Source organism: Streptomyces sp. NPDC031379 (genome assembly GCF_055569615.1).
Genome location: NZ_JBVIIT010000003.1, coordinates 409,136 through 429,488 on the forward strand (window position 1 = coordinate 409,136; position 20,353 = coordinate 429,488).

A 20,353-nucleotide genomic window follows, 5' to 3' on the forward strand; every position below is an offset into this window, starting at 1 on the left:
CAACCCCCCCCCCCCCCCCCCCCCCCCCCCCCCCCCCCCCCCCCCCCCCCCCCCCCCCCCCCCCCCCCCTCTCGCCCTCCGCGTCCGCCCGTCACGTCGTCGGCAGCAGCCGTCCGACGGTCTCCTCCAGGCGGGGCAGGGCCCGCTGCCCCGCCAGGGCCAGGGCGATCGCCGCCATGACCCCGGCCCAGGCGACCGGGCCGAGCGGGGTGCACCCGAAAAGGTGGCTGACGCCCGGGGTCTGCACCAGGGCGACCAGAGCCACCGCCGACCCCAGGGAGGTGATCCGCACCAGGCCGCTGTCACGCCGGTCGAGAAGGGTCTGCGCGAGCTGGGTGCCGACCACCCCGCACAGGGCCATGGTGCTGGAACGGCGGGCGGTGCCCGGGGTGAAGCGGCCCAGCAGCCAGGCCGTCAGCGCGCCCAGGCAGGTGGTGAGCGCCCGGTGCCGGATCTGCCGCAGCAGGGGTTCGCCCAGCACACCGGCCGCCTCCTCCACGTGCGCCAGGTCCGCCTCACCCTCCTTCTGCGTGACCGCCACGGCCATCGACGGGAACAGGTCGGTGAACAGGTTCACCATGAGCATCTGCCGGGTGGACAGCGGTGCCCGTCCGGACAGCAGCGTGCCGAGGATGCCGAAGCCGACCTCGCCCGCGTTGCCGCCGATCAGGATGGCGATGGCGTCGGCCACGCTGTGCCACAGGGCACGTCCCTCGCCGATCGCGTCGATCAGGACGGTCAGGTCGTCGTCGGTGAGGACGATGTCGGCGGCGTTGCGCGCGGCGGCCGAGCCCCGCGCGTTGATGCCGACGCCGATGTCGGCGGCGCGGATGGCCGCGGCGTCGTTGGCGCCGTCGCCGACCATGCCGACCACCCGGCCCGCGTCCCGCAGCGCCTCCACGACCTGGAGTTTCTGCTCGGGCGCCACCCGGGCGACCACGCCCGCGTCGCGCAGCATGCGGGCCCGCTCGCCCCGGTCCGCTGCCGCCAGTTCGTCCCCGGTGACCACCACGGTCTCCTCGGGCCAGCCCAGATCGGCGGCGATGGCCCGCGCGGTCCGCGGGTGGTCACCGGTGAGCATGACCGGTCGTACGCCCGCCCTGCCGAGGCCGTTCACCAGAGCCGTGGAGGTCTCGCGCGGCACGTCGGACAGCGCGAGCAGACCGGTGAACTCCAGTTCCGCCAGGGGCTGTTCGAGGACGTCGGACTCCTTCTCACCGGGGCCGAGCCGTCGTTCGGCCACCGCGAGGACCCGCAGGCCGTCCCCGGCGAGCGCCTGCGCGGCCTCGGAGGCGTGCTCCGGCAGGCCGGAGCAGGCGGGCAGCACGGTCTCCGGGGCGCCCTTGACGACGAGCACGGGCGGGCCGTCCCCGGCCCGGCCGACGGCGGCGGCGTATCCGCGCGCGGCCTCGAACGGCAGGCCCGCGAGCTGTGTCCAGTCGGCGTCGGGGCCGGCCGCTGCCAGCACGGCCTCGTCGGTGGCGTGCACCGGGCGGTCGGAGCCGCCGTTGAACTGCGGGCAGGCCCGCGCGGCGGCCCTGACCGCGTCCGCGGACCCCGCGTCGCCCACCGCGCGGACCGTCCCGCCGGCGTCGGAGATGCGCACGACCCGCAGCCGGTTCTCGGTGAGGGTGCCGGTCTTGTCGAAGCAGAAGGTGTCCATGCGGCCCAGCGCCTCCAGCGTGCGCGGGGTGCGCACGAGGACGCCGCCACGGCTCAGCCGCCGGGCGGCCGCCAGCTGCGCGACCGTGGCCACCAGCGGCAGGCCCTCGGGGACGGCGGCCACGGCCACCGCCACACCGCCGCTGACCGCCTCGCGGATGGGGGTGCCGCGCAGCAGCGCCAGACCGGTGACCGCGGCGCCGCCCGCCAGCGTCAGCGGCAGTGCCTTGCGGGTGAGGTCCTGCAGCCTGGCCTGCACGCCGCCCGCCGGGGGCGTGCGGGCCGCCAGGTGGACGGCGCGGGCGGCCTCGGTGCTGTCGCCGGTGTCCACCACGACCGCCCGGGCCTGGCCCGCCACCACGGTCGTGCCCTCGAAGACCATGCAGCGCCGGTCGGCGACCACGACGTGCGGGGTCGGGTCCGTCTGCTTCTCCACCGGCAGCGACTCACCGGTGAGCGCGGACTCGTCGACCTCCAGTCCGTCCTGCCACAGCAGGCGGGCGTCGGCGGGCACCACGTCGTCCCCCTTGAGCTGGATCACGTCGCCCGGCAGGAGATCGCCCGCCTCCACGGTGCGGGTCCCGCCGGCCGGTGCCTCCTCCTCCGGCGGCACGAGCCGCGCCTTCTGCTGCTGATCGGCGACCAGTCCGGACAGCGCCCGCTCGGCGCGCAGCCGCTGGATGCCGCCGACCAGGGCGTTCAGGTCCAGGGCGCCGACGACGAGGAGGGCGTCCATGACCGAGCCGAGCATCGCCGACGCCGCCGAGCCGACCGCCAGAACCGGGGTGAGCGGGTCGTGGAGTTCGCCGCGGACGGCGCGGCCGAGCCGGTAGGTCCAGTGCACGGGCGCGACGGCCGGGTGCCGGGCGACGCCGGCGGTCGCGCCGCGCATACGGGCGGCCAGGTCCTCGAGGGCGGTGCTCTCGGCGGCCGGCTCGTGCTCCAGCCGCTCCTGGGCCTCGTCCGGGTCCAGCTCGTGCCAGTGCACGCGCGGACGCGGATGCGGGGCGCGGGCCGTCGCCACGCCGATCGCGGCCCGCGCCCCGGACAGCAGCGCGGACGCGGCGGCGGCGTCGACGGGTGCGTGCCGCAGCCCGGGCAGCACGGCGAGGCGACCGCGTCCGCCCCCGGACTCGCCGATGGCCACGAGGAGACCGGACAGCGCGGCCCCGGAGCGGGCCAGCGTCTGGGACGTCCGGCCGACCCTGCGGGCGGCCGGGACGGCGGTCAGCACCCGCCACACGTCGGGCAGTCCGTGCAGGGCCAGGATGTCCGCGCCCCACGCGACCGCGCCGTCCTGGTCGGTCAGGGAGACGGCCACGTCACTGGCGCGCAGGGCGGCCATGACGTCCTGCTCCTCGGCCGTGCGGACACGGGCGACCGTCAGTACGGCACCGGAGTCGCCGCGTGCCTCGTACACCACGTCGTCCAGCGGCCGGCGGGCGTCGACCACCCGGTCGGCGAGGCCGGTGAAATCCTCCAGCGCCGGGTCGTCCACGAGCACGACCCGGAGACCGGCCCGGCGCGCGGCGTCCAGCACCGGCTCGGCCCATGGATCGGCCTCGCCGTCCTCGGTGCGCAGCGCGCCCGAGTGCAGGACGACCGTGCCGACCATCTCCAGCTGGCGCAGCCGGTCCGGGTCCCGCACCAGTACGCCGGTGCGGGCGAGTGCGGCGCTGAGCAGGGCGTGGAAGGCGGCGGGGCCGTAGCGGGCCGCCTTCGGAGAGCCGGCCAGCACCGCCTCCGCCGCCTCCGCCCCGTCGTGCTTGACCAGCAGGGTGGCCGCGGCGCCCAGCACGCTGCCCGCGGAGGCGTGGGAGGCGTACTCCTGGGCCGGGGACTCGCGCAGCGGCGGCCGCGGAGAGCCCTCGGAGGCGAGGCTGACCCGGTCCGGCGCGCACAGCCGGTCGTGCACCGTCTCGAAGGCTGCGGCGCGGGCCACGGTCTCGGCCACCTGGCAGGCCCGCAGGGCGCCGTCGAGCACGAGGGAGGTGGGGGTCTGGCCGGCGCCGTGGACGGCGGCGTTCGCACAGGCGAGCACCAGGTCCATCCGCGCGGCGCCCAGCCGGTCGCGCAGCCAGGCGCGGAAGCGCGGGTTCTCCCGCAACAGCGTCACCACCGCGGTCACCAGGCGCGGCGAGGGCGGCAGGCGCATCGCGTACGCGCCGAGTGCCACGCCGATCCCCACGCCGTCGGCCGCGAGCGTGGCCACGGCGGCGCGCACCCCGGCCGGGTCGGCCGGATGCGTGGTCTCCTCCACGTCACCGCCGGACAGGACCAGGCCGTGCCGCTCGGCCAGCTCGGCCGCGTGCTCCACGACCCGGTCGGCCGCCTCGTCCCCGGTCGCCGTCACCACCAGGCGCGCGAGCCCCTCGTCCCAGTAGGCGACGAGCACGTCGGGGCGCTCGGCCAGCGTCTCGGCCACACGTCGGGCCAGGTGGGCCGTGCCGCCCGCGTGCCGCACCTGTTCGTGCTCCACGGGCCGCAGGGCCAGGTGCGCGCGAGCACCGGCCCGCCAGTGGCCGCCGGTGCCGGGCAGCGTGTTGCGGGCCACGCGCGCCACCCGCGCGGCGGCCTCGGCGCCGCGCACCCCGGCACGCGCGGTCCCGGCGGCGGCGCCCGCCGCCGCCCCGACCGCCGGCGCCGCCGCCCGGACGAGGAGCCGCGGGGCCGCGGGCAGCAGACGTACGACGGCGGAGGGCACCGCGGGCAGACCGAGCACCGTGAACCTCCTCAGAGCGTGGTGCGGTCGGGCCGCGCCGTGGGACCGAGCGGACCGGAGGACGACTTGGGCTCCGCCGTCCCGGCCTGTGACGGTTTGCCGGCCCGGGACGCCTCGGTGTGGCCGGACGGCCCGGGACCGCCCGGCGTCGTCACGGCACCGGAGTGCGCCCCGGCCGTCGGGTCGTGGCCCGGGCGCCCGCCTGCGTGGCCGGACCTGAGCGCCGCGGTGCCGATGTCGTGCGCGGGTTCGGGACGGTGCGTGGACTCCTCCACCGCCGGATGCGTGGGCCGGGGCTGGGTGAGCCAGGCCACGGCCGCGCCGGTCAGGGCCACCGGCCACTCCACCACGCCCGCGGCACCGAGCACCCCTGCCCCGGCGTACACCGCCATGCGCCGGCCGCGGGGCGAGACCGCGCCGACCTTGTCCAGTGTTCCCTCCGCCGCCTTGCTCACGGTCCCGGCGCCGGGCACCTTGCGCAGTACCGAGGCCGCGCCGCGCAGGGGCGCCGTGAGGGTCGACGACGACTTCTGCTCAGCCATGACTCTCCTCGGGTGAGATCGCTTACCGTGCGCCCCGAGTGCCCGCAACCGCGCCGGTCATCACCTCCTGTCGCGGGACACGCCGGCTCTTTTCAGGGAACGCCACCGACCGCGCGGGCGCCACCCGCCCCCGCACGGCCCCGCGTCCCGGCGGACACATGGAGAACGACCGGGCATCCTGCGCCCAGGAACTCCCGGGAGTACGCCGGAACCACCCTCGGAACTCCGCGCCACGCAAGTCCCGCGAAGCGCGGCGGAACCACCGGCCACCCCGGAACTCCTCGCCCCGGCGCCTCAGGGGGTGTGGCGGAACAGCCCCTCCGGCACGGCACGGGCGAGGGCCCGGTACCCGTCGGGGTCGAGGTGCAGCCAGTCCCCGGCGTGGAGGGCGGGGAGCAACCGGTGCGGTGCCGAGGGGTCCCGTACCGCCCGGTCGAAGTCGATGACCGCGTCGAAGTGGCCGGGGGTGCGGATCCAGGCGTTGACGCGCTGCCGGGAGGCCTCACGCTCCCCCGCCGCGTCGTCGTACAGGCTGTTGCCGCCGAACGGCGTGAGGGTCGCGCCGTAGACCCGGATGCCCAGGGCGTGGGCGCGGACGACGATCTGCCGGTATCCCGCGATCAGATCGGCGGTGACCGCGCGCTGCGCCTGCGGGGTGGCCTCGGCGGTGCCGATGTCGTTCACGCCCTCGAAGAGGATGAGCCAGGCGACCCCGCTGCGGGAGAGGACGTCACGGTCGAGGCGGGCGAGGACATTGGGGCCGAGCCCGTCGGCGAGGACCCGGTTGCCGCCGGCGGCCTGGTTGAGGACGGCGATCCGGGACGTGTCCGGGCGGGCCTGCATTCGGTCGAAGAACTGGTCCGGCCAGCGGTCGTTGCCGTTGGTCGTGGAGCCGCGGCCGTCGGTGAGCGAGTCGCCCAGGACGGCCACCGCCCGGGTGCGGCCGGGCGACAGCACCTCGACGTCACTGAGCAGGTACCAGTGGTCGACGGCGGTCGCTTCCGGCAGGTCCTGGTCGCGGGTGTGGTCTCCGTGCACCAGGTAGGAGGTGGTGCGGGAGCCGGGGTGGGAGGTGAGCGCGAGCGACGCCTGACCGCGCGCGGTGTACGCCGTCACCGTCAGCACGCTTCCGGCGCGCAGCTCGAAGTCGAGGGCGTCGGAGACCAGCTGGGCCCCGACGGGGACGGTGGCGGAGTCCCGGCCCGCGAAGGTGACCCGCCGCAGGCTGCCCGGCTCGACGGCGCTGACCCCGGCCTTGCCGCCCTCGGGCAGGGCCACGGTCACGGCGGTGAGCGGCAGCGGAGTGTCGCCGTAGGCGTTGGAGAAGCGCAGCCGGACGCGGTGGCCTCCGGTGCTCACCCGCACGGTCTGCCGGAGCGTGGCGTCCACGAGCACCGACTTCTCGCCGGTGTACGGCGCGGGCGGCAGGTTGGCGGGTTCGGTCAGCTGGGGCATGCCGGTCCAGGTGTGGACCCAGCGGCTCCCCGGCACCGGAGTGCTCTTGCCCGCGGTCGTGCCGGGGCGCCCGAGGAGGGCCGTCAGCGCGGAGGACGTCACGACCAGCGCCAGGACGAGGACACAGGTGCCGAGCAGGGTGGCGAGCGGAGATCGGGTGGGCTGTTTCACGGGGACCTTCCCGAAGACGGCGAGGGGGCGTCGACCGGCCGACGCGCATCGTGGCATGAACACGCCCTCCATGGAAGCGCTCCCACAGAACTTGTCGACGGCCGGAACGAACCCTGCGCGAGCCGTTGACTAGAAAGCGCTTACCCCCTACGGTCCGTTCATCAGCGTGACCGAAGAAGCCCGATCCGGGGCTCCTGCGGCCACCGCAGCACAGCTGCGTTCCACATGGCGTACGTGATTCACGTACATAACCAATCCCCCACTCGAAGGGACGCACCCGCATGCATCGACGACGACTCCCCGGGACGGTGGCGGCCGCTCCGGCCGCCGCGGCCGTGCTCGCGCTCACCTCTCCGCAACCCGCCGGCGCGGCGGACGCCTCGCCGGTCGGATTCGGGGCCGGGACGACCGGCGGCGGCAGCGCCGCGGCGGTGACGGTGTCCACCCTGGACGCCTTCAGGACGGCCGTGTCCGGCGGTTCCGCGAAGGTGGTGAAGGTCGACGGCCTGATCACACTGGGCGGTCAGGTCGACACCACTACGACGGCCTGGTCGACATCACGCACGCCTCCGACCACGTCACCGTGTCCTGGAACGTCTTCCGGGACCACTACAAGGGCTCGCTCGTCGGCCACAGCGACGACAACGCGAGCGAGGACACGGGGCATCTGCGCGTGACCTACCACCACAACTGGTTCGACAGGGTCAACTCCCGCGTCCCGAGCCTGCGTTTCGGCACGGGCCACTTCTACGACAACTACGTGGTCGGCGCCGAGACCGCCGCGCACTCGCGCATGGGCGCGCAACTGCTGGTGGAGAACAGCGCCTTCCGCGACACCCGGGTCGCGGTCACCACGAGCCGGGACAGCGACGTGGACGGGTACGCCGACCTGCGCGGCAACGACCTCGGCGGAGCCGCCACCGAGGTCTCGCGGACCGGCACCTTCACCAGTCCGCCGTACGGCTACACCGCCGAGCCGGCGTCCGCGGTCGTCGCCTCGGTGACGGCCGGCGCGGGCACCGGAAAGATCTGAACACCCCCACTTCAGGAAGGCATTCGGGACATGACCTCACGAGCACCGGCGCGAACGCTGCTGGGCGGGCTGGCCGCCCTCGGCCTCTCGCTTGGCATGATCATGACTGACGGTTCGGCGGCGAGCGCGGCCACCTGGCCGACCGCCGACGGCAGCCAGGCGGTCTCCTCGACCCTCTCGGTCTCCGGTACCAAGGACTACGGGATGAAGCGGCTGTACGGCAGCGGCGACCTCGGGTCCGACGGCCAGGACGAGGACCAGGGCCCCCTGCTGGAACTGGCACCCGGCGCGGTGGTCAAGAACGTCATCATCGGCGCCCCGGCCGCGGACGGCATCCACTGCCTGGGCAGCTGCACCCTGCAGAACGTCTGGTGGGAGGACGTCGGCGAGGACGCGGCCACCTTCCTCGGCTCGTCGTCGTCCAACGTGTACACCGTGAGCGGCGGCGGGGCGAAGGAAGCCAGCGACAAGGTGTTCCAGTTCAACGGCGCCGGCACGCTGAACGTCTCGAACTTCGCCGTGCAGAACTTCGGCACGTTCGCCCGCTCCTGCGGCAACTGCAAGACGCAGTACAAGCGGACGATCAACCTCAACGGCGTCGAGGCGACGTACAAGGGCAGCAAGCTCGTCGGCATCAACACCAACTACGGCGACAGCGCGACCCTGCGGAACATCACCATCGTCGGCGACACCGGCAAGAAGATCGTTCCCTGCCAGAAGTACATCGGCAACAACACCGGCAAGGAACCGACCACGAACGGCTCGGGCCCGGACAGCACCTACTGCAAGTACTCGGGCTCGGACATCACGTACAAGTGAGCCCTGGCCGGCCTCACGGGGGCGTCACCGGCGCCCCCGTGAGGGGCCTTTCACGAAGCCACCGGTCCCGGCCTCCCGCACCGGCCCGGCTCCGGGGTGAGCACGAGGCCCACGGCGACGGACGCCGGACCGGCGCCCCGCACGAGGCGGAGGACGAGGCCGTCCTCGGCGGGAGCGACGTCCGCGGGTGATGCGCGGCCCGCCGCCGCGCACGCCCTCTTCCACGACGGAGACCACTGCGCCCTCGACGCCGGGCCGCCGCAGTCCGCGCGCGCCTTCCACCGAGGATGCGGATCTCCCGTCGTCGGCCACGACGCAGCACCGCCCAGGGCCCCAGGCACGGCGCCTCGAGAGCGCCCACATCCACCACGGGAACCGGCCGCTCGCCCACCTCCGCGGGCGTCAGCGCGCCCCCCGCCCCAGCCGGGGCCCGGGGCCCAGCGGCGCGGTCAGCTCCCGTCGGTAGTCGGCGTACGCCGCGCGCAGGGCCTCGCCCGGCCAGTCGGCGGGCAGGAGGGCGGGCGGCAGCACGGGGTCGGCGAGCAGGTGCCGTACGGAGGCGGCGTAGGCCGCGAGGCGGTCGGCCGGATGTCCGGCGGCGCTCGCGCGGGCGAGCAGGGAGCGCGCCGTGGCCGCCCACGCGTCCAGCGGCCAGAGCCGGGCGGCCAGGTCGCGCGGGGACTCGTCGGGGCGGGCGGTGTACGTCAGGGCCGCGGCCCGCGGCTCGTCCGGCAGCGGGCGGTCGAGGTTGGCCGGGCGCAGCCACACGCCCTCGCGGAGTTCGGCCAGGCGCAGGGCGGTCAGCCGGGCGCGCAGATCGGCGCGTTCGGCCGGGCCGCGGCCCGTCGCCGTGATCACGACCATCTCCCAGTCGCCGTGCCACGCGCGCGTGCCGGGGTGCACGGCGTCGTCCTGACGGCGCTGCCGGGCCAGCAGCCGGTCGCTGAGCCCGTAGACGGCGTCCGTGCGCCGCAGGTCGCCGGCGGCCACCATCCGGCTCAGCGCGGCCCGCAGGGCGGAGCCGCCGACGCCGAAGGGTTCCACCAGCCGGACCAGGTCCTTCACGGGCAGCTCCGGCGGGTGCGCGCCGAGAAGCAGGCTCAGCACGACCGACCGCGCGGACAGCGGCCGCAGGCCGGCCGCGTCCGGCTCCGCCGATACGTTCATGCGCATGGGCACGTACTGTACGTGCGCCTCCTTGTTGCATCATTGCTACGGCCGCAGGAAGAGTGCAACATGGCTCGCATGGTCTCGATTCCCGCGCAGTCGCCGCCCTCGCCGCCTCAGCCGCAGTCCGCCACGCACGACGTCACCAACCAGCCCCCGCCGCTCGCCCCGTACGACGCCTCCGACGACCAGGCCCTGCTGGAGGGGCTGCGCCGGGAGGGCGCCGACTGGGCCGAGGACGACATCCGGCGGCTGGGGGCGCGCGCCGGCAGCGCGGAGGCACAGGAGTGGGGCGAGCTGGCGAACCGGTACGAGCCCGTCCTGCGCACCCACGACCGCTACGGCCACCGCGTCGACGAGGTGGAGTTCCACCCCAGCTGGCACCACCTGATGCGCACGGCGGTCGCCGAGGGCCTGGCCGGGGCCCCGTGGGCGGACGAGCGGCCCGGCGCCCATGTGGCCCGTACCGGGGGCGGGCTGGTGTGGGGGCACACGGAGGCGGGCCATGGCTGCCCGACGTCGATGACGTACGCCGCCGTGCCCGCGCTGCGCGCGCAGCCGGATCTGGCCAAGGTCTACGAGCCGCTGCTCACCAGCCGGGAGTACGACCCCGAGCTGCGTGTGCCGGCCGAGAAGCCCGGGCTGCTCGCCGGGATGGGCATGACCGAGAAGCAGGGCGGCTCCGACGTCCGGACGAACACCACCACGGCCACCCCCACCGACGAGCCCGGCGTGTACACGCTGCGCGGGCACAAGTGGTTCACGTCGGCGCCGATGTGCGACGTCTTCCTGGTGCTCGCGCAGGCCCCGGGCGGGCTGTCCTGCTTCCTTGTGCCGCGGATCCTGCCCGACGGCAACCGCAACACCTTCCGTATCCAGCGGCTGAAGGACAAGCTCGGCAACCGGTCCAACGCCTCCTCGGAACCGGAGTTCGACCGGACCGTGGCCTGGCTGGTGGGCGCGGAGGGGCGGGGCGTGAAGACCATCATCGAGATGGTCAACTGCACCCGGCTGGACTGTGTGATGTCCTCGGCGACCCTGATGCGCAAGACACTCGTCGAGGCCGGTCACCACGCCCGGCACCGCAGCGCGTTCGGGGCCCGGCTGATCGACCAGCCGCTGATGCGCAACGTCCTGGCCGACCTCGCGCTGGAGTCGGAGGCGGCGACGACGCTGACCCTGCGGCTGGCCGGGGCGGCGGACCGCGCGGTGCGCGGGGACGCGGGCGAGCGGGCGTTCAGGCGGATCGCCACGGCGGTGGGCAAGTACTGGGTCACCAAGCGGGGCCCGGCGTTCACCGCCGAGGCCCTGGAGTGCCTGGGCGGCAACGGGTACGTCGAGGACTCCGGCATGCCCCGGCACTACCGGGAGGCTCCGCTGCTGTCGATCTGGGAGGGCTCCGGGAACGTCAACGCGCTCGACGTGCTGCGTGCCCTCGGCCGTGAACCGGACAGCGCCGAGGCCCTGTTCGCCGAACTCGCCCTCGCGCGCGGGGCGGACGCCCGCCTGGACGCGGCCGTGACCGGACTGAAGGACCAGTTGGCCGAGACCGATCAGACGGGCGCCCGCCGGCTGGTGGAGCGGATGGCCCTCGCCCTTCAGGCCTCCCTGCTGGTCCGGCACGCCCCGGCCCCGGTCGCGGACGCCTTCTGCGCGACCCGGCTGGGCGGCGACTGGGGGCACGCGTTCGGCACACTGCCCGTCGGGACCGGCCTGGACGCGATCCTGGAGCGCGCCCTGCCCGACCGGAACTGATCCCTGCCCGGGCGTCCTTCCCCAGGTGCGGGCCGCTGGCCGATGACAGCCGACGGATCGCACACAGTCAGCGTGCGGTTCCGGACCGCTGTCGGTGCCGTGGTGCAGACTCGCGATCAGAGGCACTCGCCTGGGGAGGACATCGTGTTCACGGGGATCGACGAGGTCGACTGGGCCTCGCTGCGGCACGCGTACGGAAGCGCGGAGGAGGTGCCCGGTTGGTTACGGGCACTGGCGTCCGCGGACACCGCCGAGCGGGCGACCGCGCTCGACGGGATGTACGGCGCCGTGCACCACCAGGGGAAGGTGTACGACTCGACGCTGGCCTGCGTCCCTTTCCTGTTCGCGCTCGCGGCCCGCGAGGAGGTGCCGGACCGCGGCGCCATAGTGGAGCTGCTGGTCAGCATCGGCGCGGAGAGCGCGGACGGGGAGCCACGGGCGCGGGAGGCGGTGTGCGCGGGAGCCGAGGGCTTCGTGTCCCTCGCCGGGGACCCGGACCCGGCGGTGCGCGGAGCGGCCGCCGGCGCCCTCGTCCGGTTCCTGGACGAGCCCGCCCGGGCCCTGGACGTGTTACGGCGCCGCATCCGGGCCGAGCGGGACGACCAGGTCCTGCTCACCCTCACGGAGACACTCGGCCTGTTCGTCCACCGGTACCCCGCGCACGCCGACGCCGCGGTGGACCTTCTGGCCGAGCAGAGCGCGCCGCCGTACGCCCCGGGGCTGCGGCTCGCCGCACTCGGGCAGCTCGCGCTCGGCGCGCCCGGCCGGCTCCCCGCCGACCTGGTGCCGACGGCGGTCCGGCTGCTGCGGGAGCGCTCCGCGCACCGCGTGCGTGAACCGTGGCACTCCGGCACGGACACGCTGGTGGGCCGGATACGACGGCTGCGCCCCTCCGACGAGGAGGGCTCTCATCTGCTGCGCACCCTGCACACCGCGCTCGGTGACCGGGTCGAGGACCGGGTCGCCCTGCTCGCCGGGCAGTTGACCGGCCCGGACCCGGTGGACCGGTGCAACGCCGTGTGGATGGCGGCGGGGCTGTTCCGTGGCTGGCGTGGCGACCACACCGGATCCGTCGAGCTGCTCGGCGCCCAACTGGGCACGGAGCACGACTGGTTACGGGACGCGGCGGCCTCGGTCCTGGCGGAACTGTTCGCCCTGGCCGCACCCGTCGCGGACGATCTGGCCGCGTTGGTCGGTGCCCGGCCCGACCTGTGGACGCACCGCTGGGAACGCAGTGTCCCCACGCTGGGCTGTCCGCTCAAGGCATTGGCCAGGTGCGGCGATCCACGGGCCGTCCCGGCCCTCGCCCAGTTACTCGCCGGCCCGGCGGCACCCGCCGACCTGGGCTTCGAACTCGTCCACCTGGGCCGCGCCGCGTTACCGCTCGCCCCCGCGCTACGGCACCGGCTCGGCCGGATCCCCCTGGCCTCCCCCACCGCCGCCCGGCTCGCCGCCCCGCTGCTGTCGGCGGTCAGTGCCGTCGAAGACGGAGAGGCCGTACCGGAGGTGCTGCGGCTGCTGTCGGGCGCCCCCGACGGTCTGGGGGCAGGGGACGCGGTCGTGCGGCAGGCGGTCCGGACGCTGGAGGCGCTCGGCGCCGCCGCGCAGGCGGCGCCCCTGCTCCGCGCGTTGCTGCGCACCCGGCACGCGGTCACCGCGGCGGGCGCCCTGTGGTCGGCGGACGGCGAGGCCGCCGCCGTACTCCCCACGCTGTTACGGGAGTTGCGAGAGGGGGACCCGGCGAACCGGGGCCTCGCCGCCCGGCAGCTCGGCAGGCTGGGACCGGCGGCCCGCGTCGCCCTTCCCGAGCTTCGCCGGGCCGCCCGGTCGGGTCCGGTACCGGAGCGGGCGTCGGCCGCGTACGCGCTCTGGCAGATCGACGCGGACCCCGGACCCGTCCTGCCGGTGCTGCGGACCGCCTGGGTGCAGGCTCCCCGGATCCGCGGCCCGATCGCCGGGTTCCTCACCACGATGGGCCCGGCGGCCGCGCCGTTGCGGGACCTGGTGGCGGCCGAACTGGCCGGTCCCCGCCGGCACACGGCCCGCGAGGGCGGGTACGGCGGCACCCACGCCATTCCCGAGGACGAGGCGTTGCTCCGGGCGTGCCGGGAGGTGCTGGCGCGGACGTGAGGCGGGTCCCCGGCCGGTGCGGTGCGGGTCATCGGCCGTGCTCACGGAGCTTGCCCGTTCCGCGAGGCGACAGGGGTGGGAGGGGATGGGGTCGGCCGGGGTCCGGTGGCCGGACGGCGCGGGGCCGGTTCGGGACACGTCCGTCTCGTCCCCGCGTCCTGCGGGGCCCGTGCGCCGGGTACGCGCCCACCGCTCGCGTGCCCGGCGACCGGGGGAATGACGGTGCTCAGACCATCCGCCCCCACTGCGGCCCGAACCGGGCCCATTCCGTGTCCCAGGCGTCGATCCGGCGGCGCTCCAGCCGGCCGCGCAGGGCCAGGCCCCCGACGAAGGGGACGGCGGCTGCGCTCACGCCGACCAGGCCGCCGACGAGAGCGGCCCGGAAGGCGGCCTCGGCGGCGGAGACGGGCCGGCTGACGAGGTGGCCCTGAGGGTCGGTCCAGACGGTGACCGGGGTGCCGGCCTTGCTGCCGGGCTCCACCCGGACCCGGCCGGTGTGGGCGGAGCCGTCGGCCACCGTCCAGCGCACCTCGGCCCAGACCCGCTCACCGGAGGAGGCATGGCCGTGCGCGGGGGACGATCCCGGGACCCGGTCGACGACACGGGCGACGGCGGGACGCCAGGCCGCACGCTCCCGGGCGAGTCCGTGCTCCACCGAACGGGCCGCCGTGAGGCCCGCCGACACCCCGGCCAGGACGATCAGCAGCCAGGCGCCGAGCACGACCCAGGCCTCCACCACGTCGGCCCGGCGTTTGAGCGGATTGCGCCGCCAGCGCCACAGCCACACCTTCGGACCACGCAACGCCTTCAAAGGCATTCTCCTCACGAGCGCACCGACCGGCCGGACCGCCCTCCCATACGGAAGAGATCGATCCGTTGCTCACGACGAGCCGTCACCCCGACGGTCGCACGAGACACCCCCTGCGCGCAGGCGCATCCCGGAACGGAACCGGCCCATCTACGACACAGGCCGACGACACAGCGGTGACCTGCGCGAACGCGCGCTGCAGGGGAGAGTGTCAGTGGTGGGGTGCAGACTGGCCGATATCTGACGGCTACGCGGACGAAGGCGTCCCGGAGGTGATCGGCATGACCGAGGTACTGCTGGCGGTGGGCACCCGTAAAGGCCTCTTCCTCGGGCGGCGCCGGGGCGGCGGCACCTGGGAGTTCGACGAGAGTCCGTATTTCAACGCGCAGGCGGTCTACTCGGTCGCGATCGACACCAGGGGCGCCCGGCCGCGGCTGCTGGCCGGCGGCGACAGCACGCACTGGGGCCCGTCGGTGTTCCACTCCGACGACCTGGGCCGCACCTGGACCGAGCCACCGCGTCCGGCCGTCAAGTTCCCCAAGGACACCGGGGCTTCCCTCGAGCGCGTCTGGCAGCTGCACCCCGCCGCCGCGGAGCCCGACGTGGTGTACGCGGGCACGGAACCGGCCGCGCTGTACCGCTCGGAGGACCGCGGCGAGAGCTTCGAGCTGGTCCGGCCGCTGTGGGAGCACCCGACCCGCTCGCGATGGGTGCCGGGCGGCGGCGGTGAGGGTCTGCACACGGTGCTGACCGACGCGCGCGACCCGCGGGTGGTGACCGTGGCCGTCTCGACGGCCGGCGTGTTCCGGACCACGGACGGCGGGGCGACCTGGACGCCGTCCAATTCCGGTGTGTCCGCGGTGTTCCTGCCCGATCCGGACCCGGAGTTCGGCCAGTGCGTCCACAAGATCGCCAGAGATGCGGGCGACCCGGACCGGATGTATCTGCAGAACCACTGGGGGGTGTACCGCAGCGACGACGCGGGCGGGCGCTGGACCGACATCGGCGCGGATCTGCCGTCCACGTTCGGCTTCGCGGTGGCCGCCCATCCGCACCGGGGCGACACGGCGTACGTCTTCCCGATCAACGCCGACGCGGACCGGGTGCCCGCCGAGCACCGGTGCCGGGTCTTCCGCACCGCGGACGCGGGCCGTACGTGGGAGCCGCTCTCCAAGGGGCTGCCGCAGGAGGACCACTACGGCACGGTCCTGCGGGACGCCCTGTGCACCGACGACGCCGATCCGGCGGGGGTGTACTTCGGCAACCGCAACGGCGAGGTGTTCGCCTCCGCCGACGACGGCGACAGCTGGCAGCAGCTGACCGCGCACCTGCCGGACGTGCTGTGCGTGCGGGCGGCGGTGGTCGGCTGACCGCGGGCCGAGCGGGGAGGGGAGGCGGCCGTGCCGACGGGTGTCACGGTGGACCGGCCACGGCGGCGCACGCGAGCGGTGCGGGCCGTCCGGTCGCGCTCCGGCCGTCGGTTGATCGCCGACCGGTGTACGGCAGTAGGGTGACGCCCGTGGCACCACGACCCCTGCATGAAATCGTCGAACCGGGCTGGGCGAAGGCCCTGGAACCCGTGGCCGGACGGATCGCCGAGATGGGCGGCTTCCTGCGCACGGAGATCGCCGCGGGACGCACCTACCTCCCGGCCGGACCCCACGTCCTGCGGGCCTTCCAGCAACCCTTCGACGACGTACGGGTCCTGATCGTCGGTCAGGACCCGTATCCCACCCCCGGGCACGCGGTGGGCCTGTCGTTCTCGGTCGCGCCCGAGGTGCGGCCGCTGCCGCCGAGCCTGATCAACATCTTCCGCGAGCTGAACAGCGACCTGGGGCTGCCCCAGCCCTCCAACGGCGACCTCACACCCTGGACGCAGCAGGGTGTGCTGCTGCTGAACAGGGCGCTGACCACCGCGCCGCGCAGCCCGGGCGCGCACCGCGGCAAGGGCTGGGAGGAGGTCACCGAGCAGGCGATCCGGGCACTGGCGGCGCGGGGCAAGCCGCTGGTGTCCGTCCTGTGGGGCCGTGACGCCCGCAATCTGCGCCCGCTGCTGGGCCGGCTGCCGGCGGTGGAGTCCGCGCACCCCTCGCCCATGTCGGCCGACCGCGGTTTCTTCGGCTCGCGCCCGTTCAGCCGGGCCAACGATCTGCTGATCCAGCAGGGCGGTCAGCCGGTGGACTGGCGCCTGCCGTGACCGCCGCGGGGTATCTCGCCGTGGACTCCGGCGGTTCCGGTCTCCGGGTCGCCGTCGGCGTCCCGGGGCGGGAGCCCGCGGCCCAGCGGGCGACCCGGGAGCCCGTCCGCACGGGTGCGCGGGGCATCGATCCGGCCCACCTGATGACCCAACTCCTGCCGCTGGCCCGCGCCTTGACAGCGGAGACCGGGGTGGGCCGACTGGACACGGCCGTCGTCGGCGCCGCCGGGTTCGCCACCCTGGGCGACGCCCTGCGGGCCGAACTGCCCGGCGCCCTCGGCCGGGAGCTGGGTGTGCGGAAGGTGGCGCTCGCCGCCGACGCCGTCACCGCCTATGCCGGTGCCCTCGGGTCGCGTCCGGGCGCGGTGCTGGCCGCGGGCACCGGACTGATCGCGGTCGGCACCGATCTGCGGGGCTGGCGGCGGGCCGACGGCTGGGGGCATCTGCTGGGCGACTGCGGCAGCGGGGCCTGGATCGGCCGGGCCGGTCTGGAGGCGGCGCTGCGCGCGTACGACGGCCGGGACGGTGGTTCCGCCCCGCTGCTGGGCTGCGCCGAGGAGCAGTTCGGCGCGGTGCCCGGGCTGCCCGGCCTGCTGTACCCGCGGGCCGACCGGCCCGCCGTGCTGGCCTCCTTCGCCCCCCGGGTGGCCGCGTGCGCCGCGCACGACCCGGTCGCCGCGAACATCCTGCGCACGGCGGCCCGGCACATGGCCGAGTCGGCCGCGGCCGTGTGCCCGGCGGAGGGGAGGCCCGAAGTGGCGCTCACGGGCGGCCTGCTCAAGCTGGGGGACGCCCTGCTCGAACCCCTGCGTGAGGAGTTGGCCGGCAGGCTGCCGCACGCGCGGCAGGTGCCGGCCGAAGGCGACCCGTTGCACGGCTCGGTACGGATCGCCGCCGACCTCGCCGCCGATCGGCTCACCCTGCCGGGTGAACCGACGATGCTCTACGTCGCCCCACGAGCGGCGATCGAGGTCCGCACAAAAGACGATTGATCCCACTGTCGCCCCATGTGCCCGGCACATGCCCGCATCACGTGCCCTCCGTACGTAACTCATCAGACAAAACCGGACGGATACCGCTCACCTGCACCCTCCCCGAACAGGGGTGACCGGTGAGCCAGTAACATGCGGCGCCATGAGCTCCCCCACTGGACCCGCGTCCGGCCTGCCAGTACGAATGCCGCGACCCCGCCAGCCCGGACGGCACCGCCGCCCGGAACCGCTGGTGGCCCCCGAGGGCGCGCCCGCGCTCGTTCTCGCGGTGCCCGGTGCGCCCAGCGCCGCCACGCGCGGCCTCGCCGAGGAGGTCGTGAGCATCGCCCGCTCCGAGCTGCCCGGCCTGGATGCCCGGATCGGGTATCTGGACGGGGACGACTCCGAGTTCCCCACCCTCACCTCCGTGCTGGCGCACGCCGCCGGGGAGCGCAGCGCCCGCTACGAGCAGGCCGTCGCCGCCGGTGTCGAGGTCGCGGAGCCCGACGGCCCGGTCGCCGTCGTCGTGCCGCTGCTGGCCGGTCCGGACAGCGCCCTGCTGCGCCAGATCCGCCAGTCCGTGATGGACAGCCGGGTCGCCGCCGAGCTGACCGACGTGCTCGGTCCGCACCCGCTGCTCGCCGAGGCGCTGCACGTGCGCCTGTCCGAGGCGAGCCTGGCCCGCGCCGACCGCGCCCGGCTGTTCACCGTGGCCACCGCCGCCGACGGCATCATCCTGGCCTCCGTGGGCGGCGAGGAGGCCGTGCAGGCGGCCGGGATCACCGGCATGCTGCTCGCCGCTCGCCTGGCCGTTCCGGTGATGGCGGCGGCCCTGGACCAGGAGGGCTCCATCGCCTCCGTCGCCGAGCAGCTGCGTTCCTCCGGCTCGCAGCAGCTGGCCCTCGCGCCGTACCTGATCGGCCCGGAGATCGACCCGGCGCTGCTGACGGCGGCCGCCGAGGAGGTGGGCTGCGCCACGGCCGAGGCGCTCGGCGCGTACCCGGCGATCGGCAAGCTCGCGCTCGCCAAGTACACGACGGCGCTGGGCATCGCCCCGCAGCAGCCGCAGGGCACCCCGGTCCGCTGACCGACACGGCATCCGTACGACACAGGGCCCGCTCCGTCTTCCGGAGCGGGCCCTTCGCCTTGCCCGGCCGGGCCTGCCGGGCCTCTCGGACCTGCCGGGTCTGCCGGGCCTGTTCAGCCGAAGACGACGCAGGAGGCTGCGGTGACCCGCACCGAGCCGTCGTAGCGGGGCAGCCCCGTCGTCTCGTCCACGGCGAACCAGCTCACGTCTCCGGAGCGCTCGTTGGCCACGTAGAGGAAGCCGTCGTGCTCGGCCAGGGCGCGCGGCCAGTGCCCGCCGCTGGGCACCGTGCCGGTCAGCCGGAGCCCGTCCCCCTCGACGCCGAGGACCGACAGGACGTCCTCGCCGCGGGTCGCGGTCCACACGAAGCGGCCGTCGGGCGAGACCACGATGCCCGAGGGGTAGGCGTCGCCGGCCGGGGCGCCGGGCAGCAGGGGGACCTCGGACAGCGGCTTCAGGGAGCCTTCCGCCGCGTTCCAGCGGCACACCGTCACCGTCGGGGTGAGTTCGTTGACCACGTAGGCGTGCTCGCCGGCCGGGTGGAAGGCCAGATGGCGGGGGCCGGAGCCGGGGCGCAGGGCGAACTCGCGGTGCAGGACGGGGGCGCCCTGCTCGAGGGCGCACACCCGGAGGGAGTCGGTGCCGAGGTCGACGCTGACGGCCCACCGCCCGCTGGGGTCGGGCTGCACCTGGTGGGCGTGCGGGCCGCGCTGGCGCCGGTCGTGCGGGCCGGAGCCGGTGTGCTGGAGGAGACCGGAGGGCTTGGCCGCGAGGGTGCCGTCCGGGCGCACGGGCACGGCGGTGACGCTGCCGGAGCCGTAGTTGGCGGTCAGCACGTGTCCGGCGTAGAGGCCGAGGTGGGTGGGTCCGCTGCCGTCCACCAGGACGGGCGGCCCGGCGAGTTCCGGCCGGTCACCGCCGAGGCGGTAGGCGGCGACGGCTCCCTCGGCCGTCTCGCTGACCGCGTACAGCGTGTCGCCGCCCGGCGCCAGGGCCAGGTAGGAGGGGTCGTGGAGGTCCTTCACGGCCGCGACGAGGGTGAGGGCCCCACCGCTCGGCGCGACCTCCGCGGTCACCAGTCCGGGACCGCCCGCCGCCGTGAACGAGCCGATGAACGCCCGGCACCTGTCCGCCCTGCCGTCCTGAGCCACCACTGTCCCCTCTCGGTCGAGCCGCTCGAGCCGGTCCGGGGCCGACGGTAGCAGTCGATCTACGGCGGTCTAGACCAAGAGGGTGATGCGGGGTGTCTTCCGGACCCCGCCGACCGCGGCTTCTCAGGCCCCGACCAGCCGCGAGCCCGAAGGCGTGCGCAGAGGCTCTGCGAGGTCGGCGAGGGCGCGTTCCAGGCCGTGCAGATGGGCCAGGGCGGGTTCGGCGGGCGGGTCGGCGGGGCGCTGGAGAGGCTGGGCCCCACCTGCGGTCAGGGCCTCGACGGCGGACTCCACGCGCCAGCAGGCGGCGGCCAGGCGGGCGTCGTGGGAGGCTTCGGGGTCGGCGGCGACCGCGACCAGGCCACGGATCTCGCGGGCGCAGTCGTCGAGGAGCGCGAGGACCCTGCGGGCGCGCCGCTTGCGGGCCGGCATCGGGTTCAGCGGGTGCACCAGCGGCGCGACCGAGAGCCGGACCCGGCCGAGCAGCTGCTCCAGTTCGGCGACGCGCGGCGCCGGGTCGGCCGTGGGGGGGGGGGGGGGGAGGGGGGAAGGGGGGGGGGGGGGGGGGGGGGGGGGGGGAGGGGGGGGGGGGGGCGGGGGGTGGGGGGGGGGGGGGGGGGGGGGGGGGGGGGCGGGGAGACCCAACCGCCGACCCCACCAGCAACGGCGGAGACTAGGCGAGC

The 20,353-nt window shown here is 75.4% G+C and carries 13 protein-coding genes and 2 pseudogenes; 8 read left to right on the forward strand and 7 right to left on the reverse strand.

Features of this window, described 5'->3' with window-relative positions:
- Positions 1-91 precede the first annotated feature (91 nt).
- The 3 genes from ACZ5CW_RS06765 to ACZ5CW_RS06775 form a co-directional block, all read right to left on the reverse strand.
- Entirely contained in the window at positions 92-4,384 is a 4,293-nt protein-coding gene (locus ACZ5CW_RS06765) for an HAD-IC family P-type ATPase (RefSeq protein WP_468599014.1), read from the reverse strand.
- A gap of 11 nt (positions 4,385-4,395) precedes the next feature.
- A complete protein-coding gene (locus tag ACZ5CW_RS06770) occupies positions 4,396-4,926 on the reverse strand; it encodes a hypothetical protein (protein ID WP_468599016.1) in 531 nt (176 codons plus the stop codon).
- Positions 4,927-5,220: 294 nt separating this feature from the next.
- Positions 5,221-6,552 (reverse strand): SGNH/GDSL hydrolase family protein, encoded by a 1,332-nt coding sequence (locus tag ACZ5CW_RS06775; protein ID WP_468599018.1) that lies wholly within the window; start codon positions 6,550-6,552, stop codon positions 5,221-5,223.
- A 281-nt stretch (positions 6,553-6,833) separates the two neighbouring features.
- On the opposite strand from ACZ5CW_RS06775, the pseudogene ACZ5CW_RS06780 reads away from it, so the two are divergent.
- A pseudogene (locus ACZ5CW_RS06780) lies at positions 6,834-7,585 on the forward strand (pectate lyase family protein).
- 30 nt (positions 7,586-7,615) lie between these two features.
- The gene (locus tag ACZ5CW_RS06785; protein WP_468599020.1) at positions 7,616-8,404 is read left to right on the forward strand and encodes a pectate lyase; all 789 of its coding nucleotides are present in this window, start codon (positions 7,616-7,618) and stop codon (positions 8,402-8,404) included.
- 402 nt (positions 8,405-8,806) lie between these two features.
- Here the strand turns inward: ACZ5CW_RS06785 and ACZ5CW_RS06790 are convergent, their stop codons facing one another.
- Entirely contained in the window at positions 8,807-9,577 is a 771-nt protein-coding gene (locus ACZ5CW_RS06790) for a PaaX family transcriptional regulator C-terminal domain-containing protein (protein WP_468599022.1), read from the reverse strand.
- Between the two features lie 63 nt (positions 9,578-9,640).
- Between ACZ5CW_RS06790 and ACZ5CW_RS06795 the strand changes: the two genes are divergently transcribed.
- Positions 9,641-11,326 carry an acyl-CoA dehydrogenase family protein gene (locus ACZ5CW_RS06795; protein ID WP_468599024.1) on the forward strand — a complete coding sequence of 562 codons (1,686 nt, stop codon included), beginning with the start codon at positions 9,641-9,643 and terminating at the stop codon, positions 11,324-11,326.
- 144 nt (positions 11,327-11,470) lie between these two features.
- Entirely contained in the window at positions 11,471-13,456 is a 1,986-nt protein-coding gene (locus ACZ5CW_RS06800; protein ID WP_468599026.1) for a HEAT repeat domain-containing protein, read from the forward strand.
- Between the two features lie 226 nt (positions 13,457-13,682).
- On the opposite strand, the gene ACZ5CW_RS06805 is transcribed toward ACZ5CW_RS06800, so the two are convergent.
- Complete coding sequence (locus ACZ5CW_RS06805) at positions 13,683-14,273, reverse strand: Rv1733c family protein (RefSeq protein WP_468599028.1); 591 nt, start codon at positions 14,271-14,273, stop codon at positions 13,683-13,685.
- 272 nt (positions 14,274-14,545) lie between these two features.
- Between ACZ5CW_RS06805 and ACZ5CW_RS06810 the strand changes: the two genes are divergently transcribed.
- From ACZ5CW_RS06810 to ACZ5CW_RS06825, 4 genes are all read left to right on the forward strand, one after another.
- On the forward strand, positions 14,546-15,634 hold the full coding sequence (locus ACZ5CW_RS06810; RefSeq protein ID WP_468599030.1) for a WD40/YVTN/BNR-like repeat-containing protein: 1,089 nt from the start codon (positions 14,546-14,548) through the stop codon (positions 15,632-15,634).
- Between the two features lie 149 nt (positions 15,635-15,783).
- Complete coding sequence (locus ACZ5CW_RS06815) at positions 15,784-16,461, forward strand: uracil-DNA glycosylase (protein ID WP_468599032.1); 678 nt, start codon at positions 15,784-15,786, stop codon at positions 16,459-16,461.
- Complete coding sequence (locus ACZ5CW_RS06820; protein WP_468599034.1) at positions 16,458-17,453, forward strand: N-acetylglucosamine kinase; 996 nt, start codon at positions 16,458-16,460, stop codon at positions 17,451-17,453. Before ACZ5CW_RS06815 ends, ACZ5CW_RS06820 begins: the two co-directional genes overlap by 4 nt.
- A gap of 142 nt (positions 17,454-17,595) precedes the next feature.
- Entirely contained in the window at positions 17,596-18,519 is a 924-nt protein-coding gene (locus tag ACZ5CW_RS06825; RefSeq protein WP_468599035.1) for a sirohydrochlorin chelatase, read from the forward strand.
- Positions 18,520-18,632: 113 nt separating this feature from the next.
- Here ACZ5CW_RS06825 and ACZ5CW_RS06830 read toward each other — a convergent pair whose 3' ends face one another.
- Positions 18,633-19,670 carry a lactonase family protein gene (locus tag ACZ5CW_RS06830; RefSeq protein ID WP_468599037.1) on the reverse strand — a complete coding sequence of 346 codons (1,038 nt, stop codon included), beginning with the start codon at positions 19,668-19,670 and terminating at the stop codon, positions 18,633-18,635.
- A 123-nt stretch (positions 19,671-19,793) separates the two neighbouring features.
- Positions 19,794-20,192 (reverse strand): annotated as a pseudogene (locus ACZ5CW_RS06835) (FUSC family protein); the annotation flags it as partial.
- Between the last annotated feature and the right edge of the window lie 161 nt (positions 20,193-20,353).